This is a genomic window from Mucilaginibacter sp., assembly GCF_041660805.1.
Taxonomy (GTDB): domain Bacteria; phylum Bacteroidota; class Bacteroidia; order Sphingobacteriales; family Sphingobacteriaceae; genus Mucilaginibacter.
In genome coordinates this window covers 24088-48859 of sequence record NZ_JBAZVP010000015.1, presented here as the reverse complement: position 1 = coordinate 48859, position 24772 = coordinate 24088, and the positions used below count along the sequence as shown (strand labels likewise).

The 24772-nt window shown below is 34.5% G+C and carries 22 protein-coding genes; 8 read left to right on the top strand and 14 right to left on the bottom strand.

Annotation, left to right across the window (positions count from 1 at the left end; all coding sequences use genetic code 11):
• Positions 1 to 14: 14 nt before the first annotated feature.
• The 4 genes from WC743_RS17690 to WC743_RS17675 are packed head-to-tail and all read right to left on the bottom strand — an operon-like array spanning position 15 to position 4632.
• Positions 15 to 1253: a UDP-N-acetylglucosamine 4,6-dehydratase family protein gene (locus WC743_RS17690; protein WP_373014028.1), complete on the bottom strand. Its 1239-nt coding sequence runs from the start codon at positions 1251 to 1253 to the stop codon at positions 15 to 17.
• Between the two features lie 4 nt (positions 1254 to 1257).
• Positions 1258 to 2421, bottom strand: coding sequence for a glycosyltransferase (locus tag WC743_RS17685; protein ID WP_373014026.1), 1164 nt, complete (start codon positions 2419 to 2421; stop codon positions 1258 to 1260).
• Between the two features lie 4 nt (positions 2422 to 2425).
• On the bottom strand, positions 2426 to 3262 hold the full coding sequence (locus WC743_RS17680) for a polysaccharide deacetylase family protein (RefSeq protein ID WP_373014025.1): 837 nt from the start codon (positions 3260 to 3262) through the stop codon (positions 2426 to 2428).
• Positions 3259 to 4632 (bottom strand): FAD-dependent oxidoreductase, encoded by a 1374-nt coding sequence (locus tag WC743_RS17675; protein ID WP_373014023.1) that lies wholly within the window; start codon positions 4630 to 4632, stop codon positions 3259 to 3261. Before WC743_RS17675 ends, WC743_RS17680 begins: the two co-directional genes overlap by 4 nt.
• Before the next feature lie 530 nt (positions 4633 to 5162).
• On the opposite strand from WC743_RS17675, the gene WC743_RS17670 reads away from it, so the two are divergent.
• Positions 5163 to 6623, top strand: a complete 1461-nt coding sequence (locus WC743_RS17670; protein WP_373014021.1) for a sensor histidine kinase — start codon at positions 5163 to 5165, stop codon at positions 6621 to 6623.
• A gap of 31 nt (positions 6624 to 6654) precedes the next feature.
• On the opposite strand, the gene WC743_RS17665 is transcribed toward WC743_RS17670, so the two are convergent.
• Positions 6655 to 9039, bottom strand: a complete 2385-nt coding sequence (locus tag WC743_RS17665) for a T9SS type A sorting domain-containing protein (RefSeq protein ID WP_373014019.1) — start codon at positions 9037 to 9039, stop codon at positions 6655 to 6657.
• 418 nt (positions 9040 to 9457) lie between these two features.
• On the opposite strand from WC743_RS17665, the gene WC743_RS17660 reads away from it, so the two are divergent.
• The 6 genes from WC743_RS17660 to WC743_RS17635 all read left to right on the top strand — a co-directional run bounded on the left by WC743_RS17660 (position 9458) and on the right by WC743_RS17635 (position 13511).
• On the top strand, positions 9458 to 10075 hold the full coding sequence (locus WC743_RS17660) for a hypothetical protein (protein ID WP_373014017.1): 618 nt from the start codon (positions 9458 to 9460) through the stop codon (positions 10073 to 10075).
• A gap of 195 nt (positions 10076 to 10270) precedes the next feature.
• The gene (locus WC743_RS17655; protein ID WP_373014015.1) at positions 10271 to 10678 is read left to right on the top strand and encodes a single-stranded DNA-binding protein; all 408 of its coding nucleotides are present in this window, start codon (positions 10271 to 10273) and stop codon (positions 10676 to 10678) included.
• 121 nt (positions 10679 to 10799) lie between these two features.
• On the top strand, positions 10800 to 11075 hold the full coding sequence (locus WC743_RS17650) for a hypothetical protein (protein WP_373014013.1): 276 nt from the start codon (positions 10800 to 10802) through the stop codon (positions 11073 to 11075).
• A 120-nt stretch (positions 11076 to 11195) separates the two neighbouring features.
• Positions 11196 to 11492, top strand: a complete 297-nt coding sequence (locus WC743_RS17645; protein ID WP_373014011.1) for a hypothetical protein — start codon at positions 11196 to 11198, stop codon at positions 11490 to 11492.
• Positions 11493 to 11680: 188 nt separating this feature from the next.
• Positions 11681 to 12709, top strand: coding sequence for a hypothetical protein (locus WC743_RS17640; RefSeq protein WP_373014009.1), 1029 nt, complete (start codon positions 11681 to 11683; stop codon positions 12707 to 12709).
• Between the two features lie 478 nt (positions 12710 to 13187).
• Complete coding sequence (locus tag WC743_RS17635; protein WP_373014007.1) at positions 13188 to 13511, top strand: hypothetical protein; 324 nt, start codon at positions 13188 to 13190, stop codon at positions 13509 to 13511.
• A gap of 110 nt (positions 13512 to 13621) precedes the next feature.
• On the opposite strand, the gene WC743_RS17630 is transcribed toward WC743_RS17635, so the two are convergent.
• The 9 genes from WC743_RS17630 to WC743_RS17590 form a co-directional block, all read right to left on the bottom strand.
• Entirely contained in the window at positions 13622 to 14791 is a 1170-nt protein-coding gene (locus WC743_RS17630) for a glycosyltransferase family 9 protein (protein WP_373014006.1), read from the bottom strand.
• A gap of 83 nt (positions 14792 to 14874) precedes the next feature.
• Entirely contained in the window at positions 14875 to 15369 is a 495-nt protein-coding gene (gene rfaE2 / locus WC743_RS17625; RefSeq protein ID WP_373014004.1) for a D-glycero-beta-D-manno-heptose 1-phosphate adenylyltransferase, read from the bottom strand.
• Positions 15366 to 15968: an SIS domain-containing protein gene (locus WC743_RS17620; RefSeq protein ID WP_373014002.1), complete on the bottom strand. Its 603-nt coding sequence runs from the start codon at positions 15966 to 15968 to the stop codon at positions 15366 to 15368. The genes rfaE2 and WC743_RS17620 overlap by 4 nt, the downstream gene beginning before the upstream one ends.
• 37 nt (positions 15969 to 16005) lie before the next feature.
• Positions 16006 to 17019, bottom strand: a complete 1014-nt coding sequence (gene rfaE1, locus WC743_RS17615; protein ID WP_373014000.1) for a D-glycero-beta-D-manno-heptose-7-phosphate kinase — start codon at positions 17017 to 17019, stop codon at positions 16006 to 16008.
• A gap of 84 nt (positions 17020 to 17103) precedes the next feature.
• A complete protein-coding gene (locus WC743_RS17610) occupies positions 17104 to 18477 on the bottom strand; it encodes an exopolysaccharide biosynthesis polyprenyl glycosylphosphotransferase (RefSeq protein WP_373013999.1) in 1374 nt (457 codons plus the stop codon).
• Between the two features lie 253 nt (positions 18478 to 18730).
• Positions 18731 to 20074, bottom strand: coding sequence for a UDP-glucose/GDP-mannose dehydrogenase family protein (locus WC743_RS17605; RefSeq protein ID WP_373013997.1), 1344 nt, complete (start codon positions 20072 to 20074; stop codon positions 18731 to 18733).
• 55 nt (positions 20075 to 20129) lie between these two features.
• Positions 20130 to 21023, bottom strand: coding sequence for a glycosyltransferase family 2 protein (locus WC743_RS17600; RefSeq protein WP_373013995.1), 894 nt, complete (start codon positions 21021 to 21023; stop codon positions 20130 to 20132).
• A gap of 21 nt (positions 21024 to 21044) precedes the next feature.
• Positions 21045 to 21953 carry a glycosyltransferase family 2 protein gene (locus tag WC743_RS17595; RefSeq protein ID WP_373013993.1) on the bottom strand — a complete coding sequence of 303 codons (909 nt, stop codon included), beginning with the start codon at positions 21951 to 21953 and terminating at the stop codon, positions 21045 to 21047.
• Between the two features lie 38 nt (positions 21954 to 21991).
• Positions 21992 to 23455: a lipopolysaccharide biosynthesis protein gene (locus WC743_RS17590; protein ID WP_373013991.1), complete on the bottom strand. Its 1464-nt coding sequence runs from the start codon at positions 23453 to 23455 to the stop codon at positions 21992 to 21994.
• A 235-nt stretch (positions 23456 to 23690) separates the two neighbouring features.
• On the opposite strand from WC743_RS17590, the gene WC743_RS17585 reads away from it, so the two are divergent.
• The gene (locus WC743_RS17585) at positions 23691 to 24764 is read left to right on the top strand and encodes a hypothetical protein (RefSeq protein WP_373013990.1); all 1074 of its coding nucleotides are present in this window, start codon (positions 23691 to 23693) and stop codon (positions 24762 to 24764) included.
• The last annotated feature ends 8 nt before the right edge of the window (positions 24765 to 24772 follow it).

Genomic DNA, 24772 nt, shown 5'->3' with positions numbered 1-24772 from the left:
TATAAGATGCTTAATTATACAACTACCTTCTCCGTAATGGGATCCAAAGTTTCGTAAATCGAATTTTGGCTAATATATTCCGGCACTATCGCTTTCATCTTTTTAACAATTTCCAGGTTGCTGCCATATACTGAATTCAACAATTCTGCAATAAGCTTATCTATATTTTCCTTATAACAATTACCTCCGGTAGATATTTTAATTTTTGGATCCTGGGTAGGAATATTAATCTCGTTACCATGCACCAATTCTTCGTAAAGTTTTTCGCCCGGCCTTAGGCCTGTAAAAATAATCTTGATATCCTTATCAGGTATCAGGCCGACTAATTCAATCATTTTATGTGCCAGATCAAGTATCTTAACGGGTTCGCCCATGTCAGATATAAATATCTCCCCGCCATTACCTATTGCGCCAGCTTTTATAACTAACTCAACGGCTTCACTTATGGTCATGAAATAACGGGTTATTAAAGGGTGTGTTACTGTAACAGGGCCACCACAGTTTATTTGATATTTAAATAATGAAACTGCAGAACCACTTGAACCCAGCACATTACCAAACCTTGTTATTATAAATTTAGTATGACAACCTTTCATGTGCATTGACTGAATGTATAACTCCGCAATCCTTTTGGATGCACCCATAACATTGGTGGGGTATATTGCCTTATCAGTAGAAAGCATTATGAATTTTGAAACATTAAACTCAACTGATAAATCAGCAAGTACCTTGGTCCCTAAAACATTTGCTAAAACAGCTTCTGTAGGGTTATGCTCCATCATGGGTACATGTTTGTAAGCTGCTGCATGAAAAACCATATCCGGCATTGTATCTTTAAAAATTTGCCTCATCCTATTTTCATTTTGGATGTTACAAATAACGAATGTTGTATCAGCACCCGGATTACTATTTTCCAGTTCAATTTGCATTGTATGCAACTGTGATTCGGCTTGGTCGCATAAAATAACCTTACCCGGATCATACATTAAAATCTGCCTTACTATTTCTGAACCAACAGACCCCGCAGCGCCGGTAATTAATATGGTTTTATTAAAGGTTTCATTAAAAACAGTTGTATCATAGGTTATTCCATTGTTTTTGCTCAGCAATAAATTCAAATCTACATCGCTCAAATCCCATTCGCTTGTTTCATCTAATAGCTTTGTTACCGCAGGCAATCCTAATATTTTTGTACCAAATTCAGCTTGATTGTGAATTATGCGCTTCCGGGCTCGTTGAACAATGTTTTTCATAATTTTAACTGACTGTTATATATTCCACTTTTTCATTATTTGTATTGGTTGTATAAAAATTTGCTATTTTTTGATCGGCAAATTCTTTAAACTCTTTGTCAAAGCGTTGCTTACTAAATTTTTCGGCATGGCGCCTTATTGCTAAAGCATCAAACAGGTAACTTTTTGATTCAAATTCTTTCACACATTTACAAATGCTTTGGGCTGTTTGCTCGTAAAAGAAAACACCTGTTTTATCTTGTATAATTGTTTCTAACGCCCCGCCTTTACCCAATGCAAGTACCGGGGTACCGCATGCCATAGCTTCAATTGGTGCAATGCCAAAATCCTCTTGTGCAGCAAATACAAAGGCTTTAGCTTTTTGCAAATAGTGCACTAAACTATTCCCTGGCTGATAGCCCAGAAATTCTACATTTGATGTTGCAGTAGCTTTTAGTTTAGCTAACTCAGGGCCATCGCCTAACACGTAAAGCTTTTTATCGGCCATTGCGGCAAAGGCCTGCACTATTAAATCAATTCTTTTATGATAAACCAAACGTGATGCAGTGACGTAGTAATTTTCTTTCACCTCATCTAAATCAAACAAATCAATGTTTACAGGTGGGTATATTACTTTAGATTCTCTTCTGTAAAGCTTTTTTATTCTTTTTGCAGTATATTGAGAATTGGCAATAAAATGATCTACCCTGTTGGCAGATAGTAAATCCCATTGCCTTAAATAATGGAATATTATTTTTGTGATCAGCCCTTTTAATCCCTTCCCATTTTTTGCTTGTGATAAAAATTGATGATATAGTTCCCATGCTGGCCTTATGGGATTGTGTAAATAACAAATGTGTAATTGTTCGGTATTAGAAAGCAGGCCTTTAGCAACAACAAACGAAGAAGAAAATATTACGTTATAATTGCTTAAGTCAAACTGTTCAATAGCTATCGGATAAAAAGGCAAGTAATGCCTATGCTTCTTTGTGCTCCATGGTAATTTTTGAATAAATGATGTGGTGATATCCGCCTTGTTTATAATTGAATTTTTAATTGCATCGCGGTTTAAGATCAATGTATAAATAGGTGAAGGGAAAAGTTGATAAATACATTCCAGCGTTTTTTCTGCCCCTCCTACTGTCAGTAAAAGATCATGCACAATTGCCGTTTTAAATTCCTTTTCCACTTTTTTATAAATTAACTACGGGCACTTTACTCCAGTTTGTTATTTGGTTGGATGCGGCTATGTCTATAAAATTCACCGATGAAAGCATTCTCTTAAATTTGTTTTGCGCCGCTTTTGTTCCTATTGTTCTTCTTATATTATCTTTAAATGAAATATCCATGGCCGGAGGAGCTTCGTCAAAATCATGCGGATGAAAATAAGTCATGTTATAAGGAAGCTTTTTTAAGAGCATTTTAATAATGAATAATGGTAACAACCTGAAATACCCGCCGCCGGAAAAAATAAGGTGACGGTTAAAAAACTGATAAGTACTCATTGGATATTCCTTTAAATATGAATTTCCGAAATTGATAAGACAGGGATTCCCTGTTTTAAAATCCTTAAAACCACCATATTTAGTTACACCACAGCAAATAGAACTGTCTATCTCAATACCATTTTCAAGTAAAGTTTCCAAATAATCTCCTGTCGAATTTGTTATGGAAAAATAAGGGGCCCTAAAAAGTTTTACTTTTTCGCCGGTTAGCATTTCCAATGATTCAATAGATCGCTTTACATCATCTTTAAATTCAGCCTTAGTAAACATATAAGCAGTTCTGTGATTGTCTGAATGTGAACCTATCTCAAACCCTTCCTGGTGGATCCTTTTTATCAGATCCGGGTGTTGCCTTGCTATCCAGCCAACCACAAAAAAGGTAGCCTTTAAATTATGCTCCTTTAAGGTTTTTAAAAGGAATTCAGTGTTATGATATATTCTCACTTTTTTATCGTTCCAACCGGCAGGATCTGTTTCAAAAACCGCATGGAACCACTCTTCTAAATCAATTGTCAAAATATTCATATCATTTCCATTTTACTATTTTTTTGGACCATTTTTGACAAATCGCCGGCAAGAGTAATACCATCCATTATTGCATTTTCCATTCCGTAGTTAAAGTTCACAGCGGCATTTCTGCCGGTAACATATAAATTATCATATGCAGAAAGTTTTTCAAACAGGGTGTTCCTGTTTTTTATAAAATTGAGATCTGGTATCTGGAAAGCATTCTCTACTTTCTTTTCTTTTACATCAAGTATTTTCAAATTCTTAAAAAGATTAGTTTTATCAAGCTCTTTTGCAGTTATTTCAAGCAGGGCATTTAATGGTGCATTCCATACTTCATCATTCTTATCGCACCAAAACTCAATCAATAGTATAGAGAATTCACTCTGCGCGAATTCTTCAAAAGCATCAAAATTTGTAACTCTGGTTATACTGATCTCTTTCGAGTAGATATAAAAGCATTGGGCAGCCACAGGAGCTTCATAACTTACTTTTAGATAAAGCAATCTATCATTACGATATTTGATAGTACTTTGGAGATTAGCACTCTCATTTTGGGTATTTGCTTTTAAATATTTTAAAAACCTGTCAATAGGGATGGTTGATATAACGTAGTCATATGTTTCAAAACTGCCATCAGCCAATACAAGTTGCTCTATTTTATCAGGTTCAGTCAATGAACAATTTATTGAAGCAATATCGGCCGATAAAAAAAACCGCCCTCCTTGTAATTCAGTTTCAACTTTCATTGCATTCCAAAGCGCCGATAAGCCACCATTTGGATGAATATATGTTTCATCATACGCCCCGTTCCTAAAATTACTTAGCTTGTTTAAAATTATTTTATGAGGCGAGTAACCTTGATTGAAACTGATCAATGATTTTGCAAAAACATCAGAAACCTGGTTTCCTGCCAGTCCCCATAATTTTTTACAAAAACTTTCAAAAAAGAACGCGTATAAATAATCACCCAAATATATTTTTATAAATGTTTCTGCTGTACCATCAGGTTGTTTAGTAATAAAGGATTGCTTTATAAAGCCCCAGATAACCTTTACAGTACCCAAGATAGAAAGTTGCTTTATTATATTGAAAGGCGATGGTGGATATGAAAATATTTTATTGTTGGTAAGAATAAATGTCTGGCGTTTATAGATACTAAATTTATCTTTAAGTATACCCATAACCAGCTTTTCTACTGATCTGATTTTACTTACATTAAAAAAATGCGGGCCTATTTCTATTTTTCTTCCCCACAGCTCAATTGACTTTGCAAAACCTCCCACTTCAGGGGCGGTTTCATAAATATCAACCTTAATGTTTTTATTGGTAAGCTGGTGCGCAATAGTTAAACCAGCAGGGCCCGCGCCAATAACGGCTATCTTCATAGTAAGCTTACTTTAATAAATAATACATAACAAAGCACTATTAATATAATTATGTGGCTATCACATATTCGTATTTCCGTTTCTAAACCAGGCAGATTATGTTGTAGGGGTATACCTTTATTAATATACTATCTATTAATACCTATTAAATTAACCTTTATATAAATGATTTTAAAAGCTTCGGTACATATTGTAAGGAATATGTAAATCTTTCACACATTTTTCATAAGTTATTGACCCAATTTTGTTACGCTTCACTTTAAAACAAATTTTAACTTAGACGATATATGATTAAACGTTATTAATTTTTTAGCTTAATGAATTCGCTAAACACTCCGTTATTCCTGGCGTTATTCAATTCATCAATCCCACGTATAATACTTAAAACAGATGCGCCAAATTTTACAATTATCGCTTATAATGATACTTTTAAAACTACTTCCTATATCCCCAAAATAGATGTTGTTGGTTTTGCTTTACTGAACGCTTTTAATTTTGACAAAACCAGTGACGAAAGTGGTAAAGTAATAATGGATGCCCTATACAGGGCTGTCAGGACTAACCAAACCGTACACTCGGCTCCTTTCAACTACAGTGTTTCATCTGCTAACACCAGTCAAACGGCAATTAGAATATGGCAATTAGAAGTTATTCCTATTGCAGAAAATGATGATCAGCCTAAATACCTTGTAATTACTATTTATGATAATACTGATAAAATAAAGCTGACCAATAAATTTGAAAATATTTCACTTAGAGAAGCCAATTCTACAAAAAAGGGTCCACCGGCAGATGAGGTAGCATTGATAGAAAATGAAGAATTAACAAATATTAATGAAACATTAATTGCCTTAAACAGGGAATTAGTGTTTCTGCAAAACGAACTGCTTAATGCCAACTTAAAATTGGAGGAACGTGTTTTAAGCAGAACAAAAGAATTGGCTTATAGTGAAGCATTAATGCACTCTGCTATAGAATCTGCGCAGATGGGCACCTGGTATATTCATACAGAAACAAGAGAGTTTAGAAGTTCGGCCCGTACAATAGAAATTTTTGGCTTTGATAGGGATAAAAAAATGACATACAATGAGGTTTTAGCACAGATCCACCCAGATCATAGGCAGATGGTTCTTAATGCTATTGAAACCTCTATACACCAATGCGCCCGATTTAACGTAGAGTATCAAATAAACAAATTACATGAGGATAAAATAGTTTGGGTAAGATGCATTGGCAACATACATTATGATGATAACAGAAAGCCTGATTTTATTACTGGTGTAATACAGGATATTACCGAACAAAAATATGATGAACAACGAAAAAATGATTTTATAGGAATGGTGAGCCATGAATTAAAAACACCTCTAACATCATTAAGTGCATACATACAAATCTTACAAAAAGAATTTAAGGGTGCGGATAAAATAATAATCAGCCTGCTTGATAAAGCATACGGGCAAATGAAGCGTATGAATAGAATGATTAATGGTTTTCTAACAATATCTCACTTAGAATCGGGCAAAATACATTTAAACAAGCAGCATTTTAGATTGGATAAGTTACTTGCAACGGTAATGGAAGAAATTAGCATGATGGGGCCCGATCATCAGTTTGAATATGTACCAGGTGACGAGGTGGTTGTTTTTGCGGACCAGGAAAAAATAATTAATGTAATTTCTAACATATTAATTAACGCAGTTAAATATTCTCCCGGTAAAACTGCTATTGAAACTCGCTGTTTCAAAGCAAGCGATATAGCAATAGTAAGCGTTAAGGATTATGGGATTGGTATAAAATCAACCGAGATGGAAAAACTATTTGAACGGTATTACAGAGTTGAAGATAACAAAAGCATTTCAGGTTTCGGTATAGGATTATATTTAAGTGCTGAAATTGTACATCGCCATAATGGTAAAATATGGGTGGAAAGTGAAATAGGTAAAGGTTCAACTTTTTACTTTAGCCTGCCTGTAGACACGAATGAATAATTGCTTCGGAGTAACGCAATAAATAAATTACTTATTCTTTTACAAATCGTATCACATAAACCTTTCCTTTACCATAGGTAATATGCAGTGCATAGGTTCCCTGCCTTAACCCTAAAGGCTCTAAGTTAACATCAATTACATTTCCGGATGATCTAAAAATCGAGTTTGATAAATTGCGTATAAGCCCTGTCATACTAATAAGGCGCACTGCAGTAGGCTCCTGGTAACTATCCGGAAAAACAACCTGCAAAGTTGTACGAACCGGGTTAGGGTATAAAATGGGTTTAGCTACAATGTTTTTATCAGTATTAGGGTTATTATTATAAACAACCTGTGAAAATTGGCTTGAGGATGTGCTTGCTAAAAGCATTGTGGCCGAATTAGAACTTGTGGCATCTTCCAATGCCATAATTAAGTATTGACACAATGCACCGGCAGCAGGGCTGGCCATATTAGCACCAAGGCTGACAGTCCCGGCAGGAAAATATTTTGTATAAAGTATAAAACCGGGCAATTTAGCATCGCTAACCACAAGCTTGTCTGTTAGCTTTTGCCAGCCCGACAGCCAGGCAGGCAGCGTAGTAGCACGGCTATCATAAGCAACATAAATTGTTGCCGCCCTATTAAGTTTAAAAGTAAGCAATGTTGATGAGTTGAGGGATTTATCGTTATTAGCCGTTTTAATAAATGGTGTATTAATTAATGCAGCCGGAATAGATTGTATGGTATAATCCCTATCGGTATAATAAGTTGTGCCCACAACCAACTCACCCGGTTCATAAATGCCTGTTGATGTTGGTTTAATATCACTTATTAAAAAGTTACTATCCTGAATAAAATTTGCTTTTAAGACTACATTCTTCTTCATGATTAATGATAGTGGATTAAGAAGTGTTACAGTATCACCACTCCATCCATTAAATTGCCATCCTGTAGCGGCTATAGCATCAAGTTTTACAGTGCTGCCATAGGCGTAAAGAGGCTCGTTTGGCGTTTGGGTAACTGTCCCTGATCCGGTTTTATTGATAGTTAAAGTATAACCTGATGAAGGTAAAACAGTTAGATTTACACAAAAAGAAGCTTTTGAAGTAGAAGTAGTACCTGTGGCAGTCACTTTGCCGGTATAACTGCCTGCTGATAAACCTGTTGTATTAATTGTTACTTGAATTACTGTACCGCTAAGATTTACGGTACCTGTGCCGTTTTTAGTAACTGTAAGCCATTGAGAGTCTGTTGTTGCATTATAGGTAGTTTCATCTTCCACAACATACAATAAGTTCTGCATGATTACTTTTTGGCCTGCTATTGATGATAACGACAGACACGGTTCGGAGAACCCAAGCGTTCTGTTGCTACTTCTGGTAACATAAGCTGTATACGTTTCTTTCCGCTCATTAGAATATGTAGTTAGAGCACCGTTTGTAATGATAAAATATTTGCCTGCTATTTTTGATGACAGCCCTAAAAAGCTTCCGGGAAGCTTATATGCCGATAATAATGCCCAGCTACCCGGCCCATTTGCCGCCTGTGGAGTATATTGATAAACTGAGTTTTGAGGTATATTATCTTTTCCCTGGCCTGCCACCAGGAATACTTTTCCATCTACAGCAAAAGTTGAAGCTTCGGCATGTGAACGTGGGACCGGAAGGTCTGCCAGCCTGGTCCATTTATCTGTTGTGGGGTCATATACGTGACAATACTTTTGATCTACAGCGCCGCAGTCATGTAAAAACTGGCCTCCAAAGGCATAAATTTTACCTGCTAAAACAACATAACTTATATGATTGCGGGGAATAGGTAAAGGAGCTAACTTATTCTCCCATGTGGTTGTGCTTACAGCAGCGCGATACTTATCAACATCAAGGGTTAAATGCAAGGTTGCCTGATCAACACATAGAGTTGGCCCAAAGCCGCCAAAAACATGAATAGTGCGCCCAAGAAGTACATATCCTCCGGCCCCCATTGGGAATGGTTTTCCATTTGCCGGATCAATCAATTCTGGCCCGTTTGTCCAGGTGTTTGTAGTAATATGATATATTAATACTTTACTGCTTGCCGGCCCATGTGCATCTACAGCCCTGCCACCTATAATCCATATCTCATCATCAACCAGCAATACTCCCTGATGCGTAACTTCCGTACCGGTTGGGAAAGAGGCGATCTTGCTCCATTTATTTGCTGCAATATCATATACTTCATTTGTTTTTTCAATAATAGGATTATTAGCAAAGCCACTAAATACATATAGTTTATTACGATATAAAACATTATTGCATTCGGCTCTTTGACTAAGCTCATCAGCCTTTCGTGTCCATTGCCCAAATGCTGTTTTTGCACTTCCTAAAATAAGGCATAAAACAAAACAAAAATGAACGGCTATAATTGCTATTTTAATAACAAATCGTCTAGGTTGCATAAGTATAATAATATATTATTGATAATTAATTATATAAACTCATTAAAGCTAAATGAAAAGTAAATAACTCCAAAGACATGGAATAATATCGTATAGTATTGCTCATTTAAAGCACACATAATCACACATTTTGATTGGGATTTTATATATGGCCATATATAATTAATAAGCCCCTTTTACTACCTCTACTAAACCATCAACAATAACAATTTTATTAAACCCTATAACTCAATTCTATCCGCTACATATTTGATTGCAAAAAACAGATAATTATATATCTGAGGCAATTGTGTGTATAATTCACAAATCCTACACAATATATCAATCACAAAAAAAAACAGTGTTCTGCTGGTTAGCTTTGTTAAAACAAAGTATTTATTAAAATCAGATTACATATTGAATTTTTTTAATAGAAATCATGAAAAAAGCAAATACCACTGATAGTTATACAGTTGAGCAAGAAGGTGTATACAATAAATTTATCTACAAAATAAGGCCCTATAGCTATCAAATGGCCGTTCCAATATGTTTGTACGTTTGTTTACCGGCTTTATGTTTAACAATAATATATCGGCCGGTTACTTTACAAATTGGAATAATTATTTGGTTTGCCTTAATGCTGGGGTTGTCTTTAGGTATTGTTTTCATAATTAATTATTTAAGGAAGCCTAATACATTTAAGGTTAGCAAAAATTCCATTGTGATTAAGGACAAGATATTTTTACTTGATCATGTGTCCTCCATTTTCATATTAAGTCCTTCAGGCCATCATTCAAATAGTAGTATGGTTGTTATTTCAAGGGTGTACCCTTTAAGCCTGGCTGGAAACATTGTGGGTTTGAATGATAATTTAAGAAACTTAAGTGTAAAAAACAGAATAAGTGTTCAAAGCTATATTGAAGAGAACGGTTACAAGATAATTATGAATTATGGTACCAAAAGAATTACTGTAGCTAAAGGACTTGGAGAAAAAGAGGTTGGTATTTTATTCGACAAAATAAAAGAAATTGTAATGGATGGAAGAATGAGTGATTGAATTATGAACAACTTAACTGATACAACAAGTATCTATTGAGCAATTACAATTGCAAAGATTAAACATGCTTCTATTTATGATTTATTTGTTCTAATTAGATATTCAAATTATTCTAAGTTTTCAGAGGTATAATACTACACTAAAGATTAAGGGTCAGGTTTTGTCCATCAATATTTAATAAATTATCTTTTGGTTATGCAATCAACACTATTACAATTATCAAAAAGATCTTACTTAGATAAAGCACCCGTTTATAAGCAAATACAAAATAATTATAAGATGCAGGCCAACAGTAGTGTAAATAAAGCATTTTTAATGGGCCATATAACACAGGAGCCGGTCAAAGTAACACTTCATGATATTAGTTACCTGTGTGTTGTTTTAATGACAAAAGAACCTATCAGAAAAGGTGATGACACCATTTTACATACAGAATATCATTATGTTAAAATTCCTGAAACTATAATATCATACTTACATACTGATATTATACAAGGGCAAACGTTATATGTAGAGGGCAAAATGCAAACCTATTGTTTTATTGATGATAAGGATATAAAAAGGTATGCGACAGAAATTCTTGCTAGTAAAATTGAAATTTAACATAAAAAGCAAATGTTAATTAAAACTCCATCTTATTAAGGAGGGATCTGCTAATAAGTTGTATAGTAATTTGGTACTTTATTGAACTTATTACCTAATTATAACTCCATACTTTAGGTACATGGAAATTCATGACCAGGTACTTACTATTAAATTCAACTATTTTGATTTTGACTTTTTAGCGGATGTGCGTTTAATTAGCATTTCCCCCAGTCATACTATATATGAATTTAAATTGAAGTTATTACGTTATTTGATTGTAAATACTAATGAGGAATGGGAATTTATTGCTGATTTACAACCTTGCCCAAAGCTTAAAGAATTAATTGTCAGTCACGTAAAGGAAAGCTTTTCTGAACATCTTCTGCAATTAAACAAAACACATTTAATACTCTAAAATTATGAGCTGCTAATGTGAAACGCTTCTCAAAAAACGATACAACAAACTGATTTACACCCCCCTAATTATATAATAACATGTTATATGCTTAATTTAATTGAACAAATTAAGAATTGGATGGAAAAATTTATACTTAACTGCAGCTTAGGAAATGAGACTTGTGAGTTAACATTTTCAATGAAAAAAAGATCTGTTTTCAATGCTTATGACGTTTACAAAAACGGGCAATGGATATGTCTTATCCATAGGCAAAGTAAAACCTCTTATCAGATGATTTCTTACTTATATCCCCTGTTGCAAAGTGATATTGACACTATAGGAAAGCAACTTGAATTACGAGTGGATAACAATATAATGACTGCTCATTCAATGCAAAACAAACGATCACAATCTCTGCGTATCGCTAAGCATTAATGCTTTTTTAGTTGGCGTTTCTCATTCCTGCATGTGACGATTGTGAAATATTCTCGCTATTGGGACAATATAGTTAACTACCTCATTTTAAACCATTTGTTTTGATAAATTTAGCTTATTAAACATCAAAAAGTAGTGTATTACCGGTTTCTCCGATAGCTATAAATATTGTAAACATTATTAAAACTATGAGAAGGTTTAAAATTAAACAAGCGTTCTTACTAATTTTCGTTACAATGATAATTTGGGAAAGTTGTAAAAAAGATAAACCTATATATCCGTTAACAAACCCCTCAGAAGAAACAGGAATAATTACCCCACCAGTAATACCTGCAGATTCCAATTTATTGGTTTCAACGGTTATATCCGGATTAAACACGTTACCACAACCTTCAAGAATTTGTAGCAATAAAGATGGTACATTATTTATATCATCGGCTTTGCAAGGAAAAGTATTTAAAGTTACCGCAAATGGTAAAATCACAACTATCTTACAACACCGTAAAAATCCGGTAGGTTTAACTACAGCAAAAAATGGCGATGTATATGTTGCAATCGCCGGAGAAGATCAAATAGTTAAAATCACTCCTAAGGGCGCTGTATCTACTCTTGACATTAGCATCGGTTTAAATAAACCACTGGACGTGGCCGTTGCAGAAAATGGGACTTTATATATTGCAGATACATATAACAGAAGAATAGTTAAACTTACTCCTAAGGGACTGGCAACCGTATTTGCCGGAAGCACAATGGTATTTGGAACGAGTGATGGCGTAGGCCAGCAGGCTAATTTTTGTTTCCCTTCAAATATTAAATTAGCAACTGATGGCTTTTTATGGGTTGTGGATGGAAATGCCGAAGATAAGGTTGGTCAGAAAGTTAGAAGAATATCGGCTAAGGGGGAGGTTAAAACTATTTTTACAGAAAAAATTGAAAACATGGCAATCCTTGATATTGCGGTTAGTAAGAAAGATAAGGCCCTTAACACTTCATCTGTCGAAAATTTGTTTTTAGTACATCAGAGTAACGCAATCTCCTATTTAAGTATTGAGGGTATTGAAACGCCCATGGTAAAAAAAGTTTTTGCAGGAAATGTTGACGGGCCATTAAAAAGCGCCAGGTTTAATACACCGAGCGGGATTGCCATTTATGTGGATGATATGTATATTGTAGATTATGGTAATAATTCGCTACGAAAAATCACAAAGAAAAAATAAAGGTTCAGATAATTAGAAAAAATTAATTATGCTCAAAATATTAAAATAAAAAAACGAAGAAAATGGTAGTTTTTCGCTTCGTTTTTTTTTATTTTTGTATTTAATTTGTTACACACTTATTAAGTGTAATTAATTAACATATAACTATATTTATTCACAATAATTTATTGCATTTTTTTGTAAATATGCCTAAACATGTTTATAATTCATTTCTGATCTTTGGTTACCAGCCAATTAAAATAAAAATGGATAACCATAGTTTTTAAATTGAAATATTATATACTTATCTTAAATAAGTTGTTTATCCTCAGCAACAATTTATCTTATAAAAATGATTATATAAATGTAACTTTTCAAAAAATATTACGTTTAAATAATTACGTTTAATTAATTAACTAAAAATATATAACATAAATTTCTTAATCGATTTTTATCAATACATTTTAAGTTGTTTTATGACCTTCAGTTAAATTAAAAAATGATCAACAGACAAAGAAAAAGAGCCGAAAATATTTTAAGGTGCAACAAAAATGTAACTATCCTGCGTTTATTAAAAGCAGAAAAAGTAAAAATCAAAAAGATTAACGAAGAAATTAAGTTTACGAAAGACCCTGAATTTATTACTTATGAGAAAGGGTATTTACAAGTCCTTAATGGGATCTCAAAGGACCAGGGGATGAAAATTGAGATTGAAGATTTAATGGCGTCCCTGCAAAGCGCACATATATCCTATATTGATTTCCATAATCAATTAGATAATATTCTCATTAAAATTACTGCAATCAATACAGCAAATAACTAATCCTTCTTAATACAAGGATCGCTTTTCTATTTTTTAGAGATTTAACTTATTATTGCCTATAGCCTAGCACTACTCAATTATTATAAGGAACGGTATCATTATTTTATTGGCTAAGATGACTTAGTGGCTTGATAGCTATAATAATCATCTCTATTATTGATATACGATTCTAATACAGAGATCACCCGTCCCGGATGAATTTGTTTCATGCATATATTATCAACACAGGTTAATTTACCACACCCGGTAACCAAATCACAAGCTACATTTTTGTTAATAAGTATTACCTGGTCTTTATCAAAGCTATAAGGTTTCCAAACGCTTTTATTCACTGTGCCACTAAATACCACAAATACTTTCTTTTTCAACATGGCTGCTATATGAGAAAAGCCTGAATCCAGGCCCAAAAACATACTGCATTTCTTTAATATGAAAATTGATTGTAATATAGAATACCTGCCTACACAGTTTACTACATTGGGTATTTGTGTAATGGTTTGGAGTTGCTCTGCAGATAAATCCTGGTTAACGCCTAATACATAAACCGGTGTTATACCCGCTAAGCTTTTTATGGTTGTAATAAAATGTTCAACAGGCCACTTTCTGGCTGACGCACCGGTACCTAAATGAACAACTAAAAAATTTGACGGAAAATCATGATCTTTTATTACATCATACGGGATATCCTCCTGATGCCAGCAATAAGAAATATCAATATCTGGTATGTGTAAATAATCAAACAAGGGTTCTAATAAACCGGTAATATGCCCCCCGTGCCTATACGGCAAAGAAATATCTAACAGCGCTTCTCCCCCTCCTACATTATAGCCAGCAAAATATTTTTTCTTAACAAAAAATTTTATGAAAAAATTATTTCTTAAATCTCCTCTAACATCAAAAACCAGGTCAGAATTTATTTTTTTTAATTGAGTAATAAAATTTAAGTATGATGTTTTTTTTCCTCTGGAAAAATAAGGTGCGTCTGCAACTATAACACTATCAATATATTTTAACCTTTTGGCTATCAATAAATTCTGACTGCTTACCACCAGGTTGATTTTATAGCTGGTGAGAATTTTTAATTTTTTAAGCGCCGGTAGCATTAAAATCAAATCGCCAATGTGTGCAAACTGTATAATAGTAATTTCTGTTATAGGTGACACAATTAAGGGGGCCGCAGGTCCTTTAAAAAAAAGGTTAAGCAACCGGTCTATTAGTTTGATTTTTTTGATTTTTCCGATAGATACATTTGGACCAAATCTGTATTTAATTTCTTTCATTTCGTGTTGATTTGATGCCTGTTGATTTAATCAGGATAATTAAGATCTTATCTTTGAGAATTGACACTTTTGAATTAAAGCAACTAACCTCTCATTTTATTGATTATAGCAGTTGACGAGAATCCATCAACAAAATCAATTGTTTTAACGGCACCACCGTTCGCAATCACTTCTTTGGCCCCTACAATATTTTCAATTGTATAATCGGCACCCTTTACAAGTATATCCGGCAAAAGTGTGCGGATCAAATTCAGAGGAGTACTATCATTAAACATTACTACAGCATCAACAAAAAACAATGAAGCCAGCAATAATGCCCGACTATGCTGATCATTAAAAGGACGCCCGTCACCTTTAATACCTTTTACGGATTCGTCTGCATTAATTCCTATCACTAATTTATCCCCGAGCTCTGCTGCTTTTGAAAGATAAGTTATATGACCAACATGCAGCACATCAAATACACCATTTGTAAAAACAACTGTTTGGCCTTCTTTATGCCATTGCTGTAGCCTCTCTGTGGCAGTTGTAAGCTCGTTTATTTTGGCCAATAAGGTTTGTTCAATCCCCGGCCTCATATAACAGCTTTCTGCTCTTCCTTTACGCTAATTTTTTCGTCATTAAACAATTCATCCACAGCCTTGCAAAGAATATGGCCAATTAAGATGTGCATCTCCTGAATGCGTGCCGTTGTTGTTGAAGGAATAATGATATTAAGATCACAAAGGCTTGTCATTTGTCCACCATCTCTTCCGGATAATCCCAATGTCTTACAATTGACCATTTGAGCCGTCCGAAAAGCATTTAATATACCCGGACTATTTCCGCTGGTAGATATACCTATAAATAAATCACCAGGTTGGGCTAAAGCTTCCAATTGCCTTGAAAAAACATATTCATAACCATAGTCGTTTGCAATTGCTGTAATTGCCGAAGTATCTGTTGTTAAGGCAATTCCGGGTAATGGTTTTCTTTCTTTTAAAAATCTTCCGGTTAGTTCAGCCGCAATATGCTGTGCATCCGCAGCACTTCCGCCATTACCTGCCAAATAAACTTTATTTCCATTCGTTATTGTATCCCTAATTAATTCGCAGGCTGTTTCAATATCTGTAATAAGGCTGCTGTTAATAAGGGTTTTAATGGTTTGATAATGATCATTAAGTTCGGCTAATACCATGATGATTGATTTTTATGTAAGTAATTTAGTTATCTAATTATCTTAATTCCTGATAATTACGTTTTTGGGTTTCAACGATATCTTGAATAATTTCATCTACAGTTGTGGTAACACTGCCTACCCGCCTAATTACAATAGCGGCTGCATGGTTGGCTAATTCACAGGCTTCATCCAAATCCAATCCCAGTGAGGAGAAATATGCAATACTTGCTATTACCGTATCGCCGGCACCTGTAACATCAAAAACTTCTGTTGCTTTAACAGGATGCGACCTATATGAATCTGCATCAAAAATCATTAAACCTTCTTCTGATAGTGTTACAATAAGGTATTGAGCATTTGTTTGCTCCAAAACTATCTCGGCCGCTAATTTTAAGCTCTCGATTGACGTTATTTGGGTTGACTTGGTAGCTAAAGCAAGTTCCTGCCTGTTGGGTTTTATAATATAAGCGCCCTGGTATTTTTGGAAGCTATGTCCCTTTGGATCAACAATTACCTTTTTACCCAGCTTGTTTGCTAAATCAATAATACCCCGTGTTAAGCCTGGAGAAAGTAAACCTTTATTATAATCAGACATTACAACCAAATCAGCCTCTTGCATACAACTACTCAAATGGTCCATTAATTCATTTTCCATTGAAGCAGATACAGCATGAGTACACTCTTTATCAATTCTAACCAATTGGTGACTGCCAACCACCACTCTGGTTTTAACAGTTGTATCCCTTTCATTATCTCTAAGAATGTGCTCTGTATTTACTCCTTCGCCTATAAGTATATCTATAATACGTGATGCAGGTAAATCATTACCAATAACACCACTAACAATTAAATTGGCCCCTAATGATACAAGGTTCTGTACCACATTACCAGCACCACCCAACGTATAAGTTTCACTACTTATAGCCACTACCGGTACAGGGGCTTCGGGTGATAAGCGGGATGCGCTACCCCATATATACTGATCAATCATCAAATCGCCAACAACTAAAATGGTTGGTTTTTTATTAACAAGTTTAAGATAATTTAATTTTTCTGTTAAACCGTTCATAGCTTTAAAGTTTAGTTTGTTAGTTTGTTGAATTTGTGAAAGTGTAAACATTTTATTCACACATGAAACATATGCCATATGTCATTAATAGGCATTTTTATCACCCTTTATTACTTGTAAAATAGTCATAATAACAATCTTCAGATCAAGTCCCATTGACCAATTCTCAAGATACCAGATATCGTATTCAACCCTTTTCCTCATCAACTCCGGGTCTTTAGTTTCACCTCTTAAACCATTTACTTGCGCCCAACCCGTAATGCCTGATTTAAGTAAATGCCTAACCATATACTGATTGATGATCTGGCTGTACTCTTTAGTCATGGTTAATATATGCGGCCGGGGGCCAATAGTACTCATGTCGCCAAGCAGTACATTTAAAAACTGAGGTAATTCATCAAGGCTGGTTCGTCTTAAAAACCTACCAATTTTAGTAATACGATTATCATCTATAGTTGCTTGTTTATGATTTTCATCATTTAATCGCATACTCCTGAATTTGTAACACAAGAATGACCGGTTATCTTTACCGCTTCTTAACTGTTTAAACAAAACAGGCCCGGGACTTTGCAACTTAATAAGCAACCCAATAATTGGGAATAACCAGCTCATTATAAATACAATAACAAGCGAACTAAAAATAATATCAAACACCCTCTTTTTAAATCTATTCTCAATTTCTTCAAGGGGTTCATATCTATTACTCAAAACCGCAAACTCGCCCATATAACTGATTTTTAAATGACTAATGAGAGAGCTTGGCATATCTGTAACTAACTTTAAGCGCAGGCAATATTTATCTGCTTCTTTTTGCAAAAAATCGTACTCATTAATCCTGTCAGGGGCAAGTGAAACGTATACTTCTTTTATCCCGCTTTCTGCAGCAGTTTTAATTTGATTTAAAATAGAAGGTAATAACTGACCCAGGTTATCAAGATAAGACGCGTTCCCTTTGTTTAAAAAACCTTCAAAAGCAAAATGATTATCACTTTCTTTAAAGAACCCAGCCAGGCGCATTGCCATGTGGTTAGTACCGATAACTGCAACCGGCCGGGTAATTCTAAAACATTTTTTAAACAAGCTTTCAAGCAGGTAATACATATACCTGTTTAGAATTAACCCTATGAGTAAGATTAAATTAAACAGTACCAATACATCACCTGTTTGTACGTTACTTTTAAAAATAAAAATATATGAAATAAATATTATGGAGAAAAGCACAAAACTTTTAATGGTTAAGCTATACATATCTCTTAAACTGTGTATAAACTTTCGGTTATACAGCCCAAAATAAACAGCAGAAAATATCCAAACATTGTTTGCTATTATCAGCTGATCCATAGCTCCATCAATTCTAAAATAAGTATAATCGTAAGCCGTTACGAATGATAAGTTAACAACTATAATGTCTGTAATTGACATTATTAAATAAACCAAAAATAGGTAGCGTGTTTTCATAATTAAAGCATTTAAAAACAGAATCACTTTAAATTTAGCCGGCAATAGTAATCAATCATCTTAGGGAAGGAGATTTACTATTTATAAGAAACAACTAACATTATAACTATAAAAAATATCTATTGTTACCAATGTCATAACAATTTCTTATTTCCTTTAACAATAATACAATTAATCTTTCTTTAAAGTTTGCACATTTAAACGGTTGGGAGATTTTTGTGTAGTACTGAGAAATTGATGTCCCGATTTAAAACTAAATTGTATTGGTTGGGATTTCCCGGTCTATCTGCCCTACGGTTTTTCTGCCTATGCTGTTATAATAAAAGCCGTTATCCATCATCTTTTCTACCTGATATAAATTACGCCCATCAAAAATTACTTTTTCTTTAAGTAGTTTTCCAACCAGATAAAAATCCGGATTGCGGAACACGCTCCATTCGGTTAAAATTAACAATGCATCTGCCCCCATTAATGCCTCATATTGATCATCTGCATAAATTATATCATCTCCAATAATGTTTTTAACATTATTCATAGCTTCTGGATCATAAGCTACCACCCTGGCCCCTTCTTTTAACAATTCATCAATAATGGCCAAGGCTGGAGACTCTCTTATATCGTCAGTTTCAGGCTTAAAAGCCAATCCCCATAATGCAAATAACTTATCTTTTAAATTGCCGTTGTAGTGCTTTTTAAGCTTTTCAATCAATACCTTTTTTTGAGAAACATTAACTCTCATCACGGCTTCCAGTATTTCTAAATCCTGGTCATTTTCTTTTGCTGATTTTGCCAGGGCCTGTACATCTTTCGGAAAACAACTACCTCCATATCCAATTCCCGGAAATAAGAAACGCCTCCCTATACGTTCATCTGTTCCAATACCTAATCTAACCATATCCACATCGGCACCAATTTTTTCACATAGATTAGCCATTTCGTTCATGAACGATATTTTGGTTGCTAAAAAAGAGTTGGCTGCATACTTGGTTAATTCAGCAGATTTTTCGTCCATAAACAAAATAGGATTCCCCTGGCGTACATAAGGCTCATAAAGCTCAGTTAGCAGCTTTCGTGCATGTTCATCAGTAGTGCCAACAACAATGCGGTCGGGCTTCATAAAATCCTCTACAGCGACGCCCTCTCTTAAAAATTCAGGGTTAGATGCAATAGCTACTTTAACATCGGTGTATTGTTCAAATATGGCCTTTACTTTATCAGCAGTGCCAACCGGAACTGTTGACTTGGTTACAATTACCTTATATGAGGTAACCAGCAATGCTATATCTTTTGCAGCACCTAATACATAGCTCAAGTCTGCAGCACCGTTTTCTCCGGGAGGCGTTGGCAATGCCAAAAAAATAATTTCTGCGTGTTCAATGGCACTAGCCAGGTCAGATGTAAAGTGCAGGCGATCCTCAATAATATTACGGTGAAAAAGAGTCTCAATACCAGGTTCATATATTGGCAATTGCCCCTGTTGCATCATTTGAACTTTTTGTTTGTTAATATCTACACAGGTTACTATATTTCCTGTTTCAGACAAACATGTTCCTGTAACAAGCCCTACGTAGCCCGTTCCTATAACAGCAATTTTCATGAATTTTAAGATTAAGATTAATATATTATGTTAGTTATTTAAAGATTTTGAATTACTATTCGCGCTGAGCGCCTTTACCCTGGCTAACTCTAAACTTTTCATGAGCAGTTATTATAGATAAATAATATCTCAGATAAAATATGAGTACTTTTTGAGATATGTGCAGATCCTTCCCTTTTGCTATGATAAGCGGGATACTGTTAACGGGCGGGCGCAAATCATAAATAAATCTTACCATAGATTGAAGGATATTTTTGCCTGAAGATGGATCAAAGCCAGCCTGACCGCCACCTACCCTTTTTGCTTTTTTAACCAATTCATTAAGATGATACCTGGCCGGATGATTTACAATTACATTATCAGAATAATTGATTTTAAAGTTAGCCTCACGGGCCCTTACTGACCATTCATAATCACCGCCAGATAACAGATCTTCTTTAAACAAGCCAACTTTATCAAAAACATACTTGTGAGTAAACATATTGGCAGTAACACCTGTTCCGTCTTGCTCAACATACATGTCCTGATTAAATGCATATATTTTTTCATACAGCTCCGCCTTTGTAAGCTTATCTGATTTGTAATACAGCCTTATTTTACCTGCAATACGGTCACAATCAGGATTATTGTTAAAAAAATCAACGGCATTGCTTATCCAATCCTTATCGGGGATACAATCAGAATCTGTAAAACCTATAATCTCTCCCTGAGAAATTTTTATCCCTGCATTTCGCGCTGCATAAGAGCCGGGCTTTTCTTCAGTGATCATTTTAAAGTTTTCTGGCAAATTATAATCATCTGGTAGCTTATCGGCCACGTAATTATTTACAATAATCACTTCAAAAAGATCCTTGTCATAATTTTGCTGCGAAAGTGAATGCAGACAGAATGACAATCTTGCCCAATCTTTATAAGTTGGAATAATAATAGATACAAAAATTTTGTTCATAATGGTTTGGAGTATAGCGGGTTAAAGCAACACTGTATTTGTGATAGGCTGTGGGCGGAGTTTATCATACGCCATTTTAATTTTGATTTTTAATAAATTAAAAGCATTGGCTTTAAACCCATAGTGTTGTAATAGTTCATTTGCGTGATTAGGAAAATGATGATAGTTCCTCATAATTTCCTTGTAGATATAAGTATCAACGGCTTGAGACAATTCCGGACTGAATTGTCCTCTTATCTGTAATTCAAGTTTAATTTTCAACCTTAAGTTGATACGGTTATGCAGTATTTTTTTCAGCACGTTTATATTTGTGCTTTTTGATATTGAATTACTTGAAAAATTAACAATTGTATTGGCTGATGGGTCTACGGTTACCGTTGCATCATTTTTAAGTAGCCTAAAAAGCAAATCATATTCTTGTGATGAGCTTATAGTTTCGTCCCAGCCATTTACTGATTTGAGCACACTTGTTCGCCATAAGTTAGAACTTGTTATACCCAGGTTTGAACTGATCAACCCCCTCCATGCATTACTATCTACATGCCTTGTATTCTTTTTACCATCGCTATATTTAAGCAGGCATTCACCCGCTACAATGTCAGCACCGGTATTACGAGCAATTTGTAGTTGCCGGAATATTTTTTCGGGGAGCAACTCATCATCTGCATCCAAAAACTGAATATAATCTCCTTTAGCTTTATATAAACCATGGTTACGTGTTGCAGGCGCACCCGGCTTGTGCTCTTCATAAACACTTATTTGAAAAGGAGATGCTGCTTGATATTCGTGCAAAACCTTTAATGTATTATCGGTTGACTTATTATCAACTAAAATAATTTCAATATTTTGCCAAAGCTGTGCAAAAACACTTTGCATGGCCCGGTCAATAAAATTTTCACAATTATAGCAGGGTATAATTACTGATACCATAAAAAGAGAAATTTAAAATGATAAATATTTAGTGGACGTTATTTACGTGTTATCCCTTTTATTAAAAGTTTTAGTTCATTTTGCATGAACAACCAAACAACACCAAAATAACAAGCGCAAATAAGCACACCGGTAATTAAATAATGAATGCTTATAAAAGTTAACAAATAAGCTGTTAAAAATGCCGCTGCCGCCGCTAAAAGCGGTGCCTTTATAGCTATAACTAATTCTTTTGCTGAGATTTTTATTGGAATAAGATATTTAAAAGTGTACTGGGCAATCAATACTCCTATCAGTTTGTTAAGCAGTATTGCCCAAGCGGCTCCTATTATACCACCATAATAGATACCAATGGCAAGGGAAGGCAGAAAGATCACTGCTTTTAATACCTGTTGCTTCATTTCTAAACCAGGGCGCCCTAAACCACGCAATAAAGCGGTATTACCACTAACAAGAATGTGTAACATTACAGAAAAGGACAATATTTGTAATGGGGCAACAGTTTCATGCCATTTGTTTCCAAAAACATGCACAACAAAAAAATTGCCTTCCATTATAAAGAAAACCATAACCGGAAATATAAACAGGCAATTAAACTCCACAACCTTTAAATAATATTTTTTTAAGGAAACAAAATCACTTTGTTTTTTCCCATAAATTGGGTACATCACATTGTTAATAACAGCCATTAACCTACTTCTGAAAGTATCTGTTAGCACAAATGCCAGTGTATAAATCCCTAAGGATGTTGCTCCCAAAAGCTTTCCGATCAATAAATAATCAATGTTATTATACAAGTAGTTCATTATGTTTGAACCGGTGGTATAAACACCAAAGCCAAATACATCTTTAAAAGCTTGTTTTTCTACTATAAATGCTGGTTTCCAACCAGTAGCTTTAAAAAACATGGGCATCGCAAAAAATACTGTTGCAACCGCATTAAAAACCAACGCCCATACCCCAGCCCCTTTAAAAGCCATAATAAGAGCAATTGTACCCGCTAAAACATTTGATGTATTATCTATAAAAGCAAGTTTTTTGAAATTCATTTGCTTTGTTAACTGGGCTTTATGCACCAGGTTTATTGGACTTACGAGTATGCCAATACTTAATACAGGTATAATTGTTTTAAGCAAATCTTCATTGTAAAATGAGGCGGCTACAGGAGCTACAACTATACTCATTATTATATATAATAACACTGACCACACAACCCCAGTCCAAAATGCAGTATGATAGTGCTCTTTTCGCAAATCTTCAGCTTTACGCTGAACCAATGCTGCACCAACTCCAAGATCATTCAAAACCTGTACAAATCCGGTAAAAACAGCAGCCATTCCTACAATTCCAAACTGAGATGGAAACAGGAGTTTAGCTAATACCAGCTTTAATATAAACGCAAATGATTGATTGATAAGTAGCTGAATAAAATTCCAAAAAATACCGGATGTAACTAATTTTCTATCGGTATCCGTAACAGGTTTTTTAAGAATTGTATCCATTTATGAGATTTTGGTAAAAATTTGTAAAAAAATAGCCATAAGTAGATAAATAAAGCTTACATGCATGTGTTACATGTTAAATATTTGAAACTTAATAATTTATAAGAAACATTTATTACTAATTTTATTATATAAATATCATTTTATTAAAACTTTTTTAATTTATAAGAATTCTAATGTAACATTCTTATAAATCCTATCGTTTAACAGGTACTATTAATTAAAATCACCCCGGATGAACAAAAATTTTAAAAGCCGATCGGCATTACTATTTAGTATTGCCCTCCTTTCTTTAGCCTCATGCGCTAAAAACGATGCAGTTGAACCTACTGCCTCAATTGACTCAAGTGCACTATCTAACTCTACCGAAACAGTATTAGCCACTACTGCAGCTACACCATCAGGTTTTGCACTTGGTGTTAACTGCCACATGGGTGATGCACCCTACCTGGCAACTTCGCCTGCTAAGCAAATGCAATTGCTTAAAAACATGAAAATGTCTTGGTATAGGATAAACGTGCAAACTACATCTGATGGATCTGCATCTTCATCACAATTATTAGAAGCCTTACAGGCAGCCGGTACAACCGCCGGTGTTAACCTGTTGCCAATGCTTTACCTGCGTACACTCAATTTTGGTGACACTGAATCAACTTCGTACCAAAAAGGCAAAACCCTGGGTGGTAACTTTGCTGCTAAGTATGGTAAGTATTTTACTTACTATAATCTTGGTAATGATTTGGAACTTAAGTTATTATACTCTGGTAAAACCGGAGCAAGCTCATCTGATTACAAGCCAGCTGAATTTAAAATAACAGCGGCTTACTTAAAAGGTATGGATGATGGCATTAAAGCTAAAGACCCTGGTGCTCAAACCATGATCACTGCTGGCTGGTTACACTACGGATTTTTAAAAATGTGCGAATCATACGGTGTTAAATTTAATATTGTTTCGTACAACTGGTACGCAGATATGGAAACTGCTGCAGCTAACTCTACTAACAAAATTCCAGATATTACAGTAAAACTGGCTTCACTTTTTCCTAATAAACCAATCTGGTTTACAGAATGTAACTTCCGGTATAAGTTAACTAATTCAATTTCAACTAACGAAACCGATCAAAATGCTTTTGCAACAAAGTTTATAGCGAAGTGCAAAAACAACCCACAAGTTAAAGTACTTATATTTTATGAATTGTTTGACGAACCTTACAAAAATGGTCAAGAAGGATTCTATGGTTTGTTAAAATGGCAAACGGCTTACTCAACCTGGACTAACAAAATTGTAGCTAATACATTAATGAATTAGTAAATAAT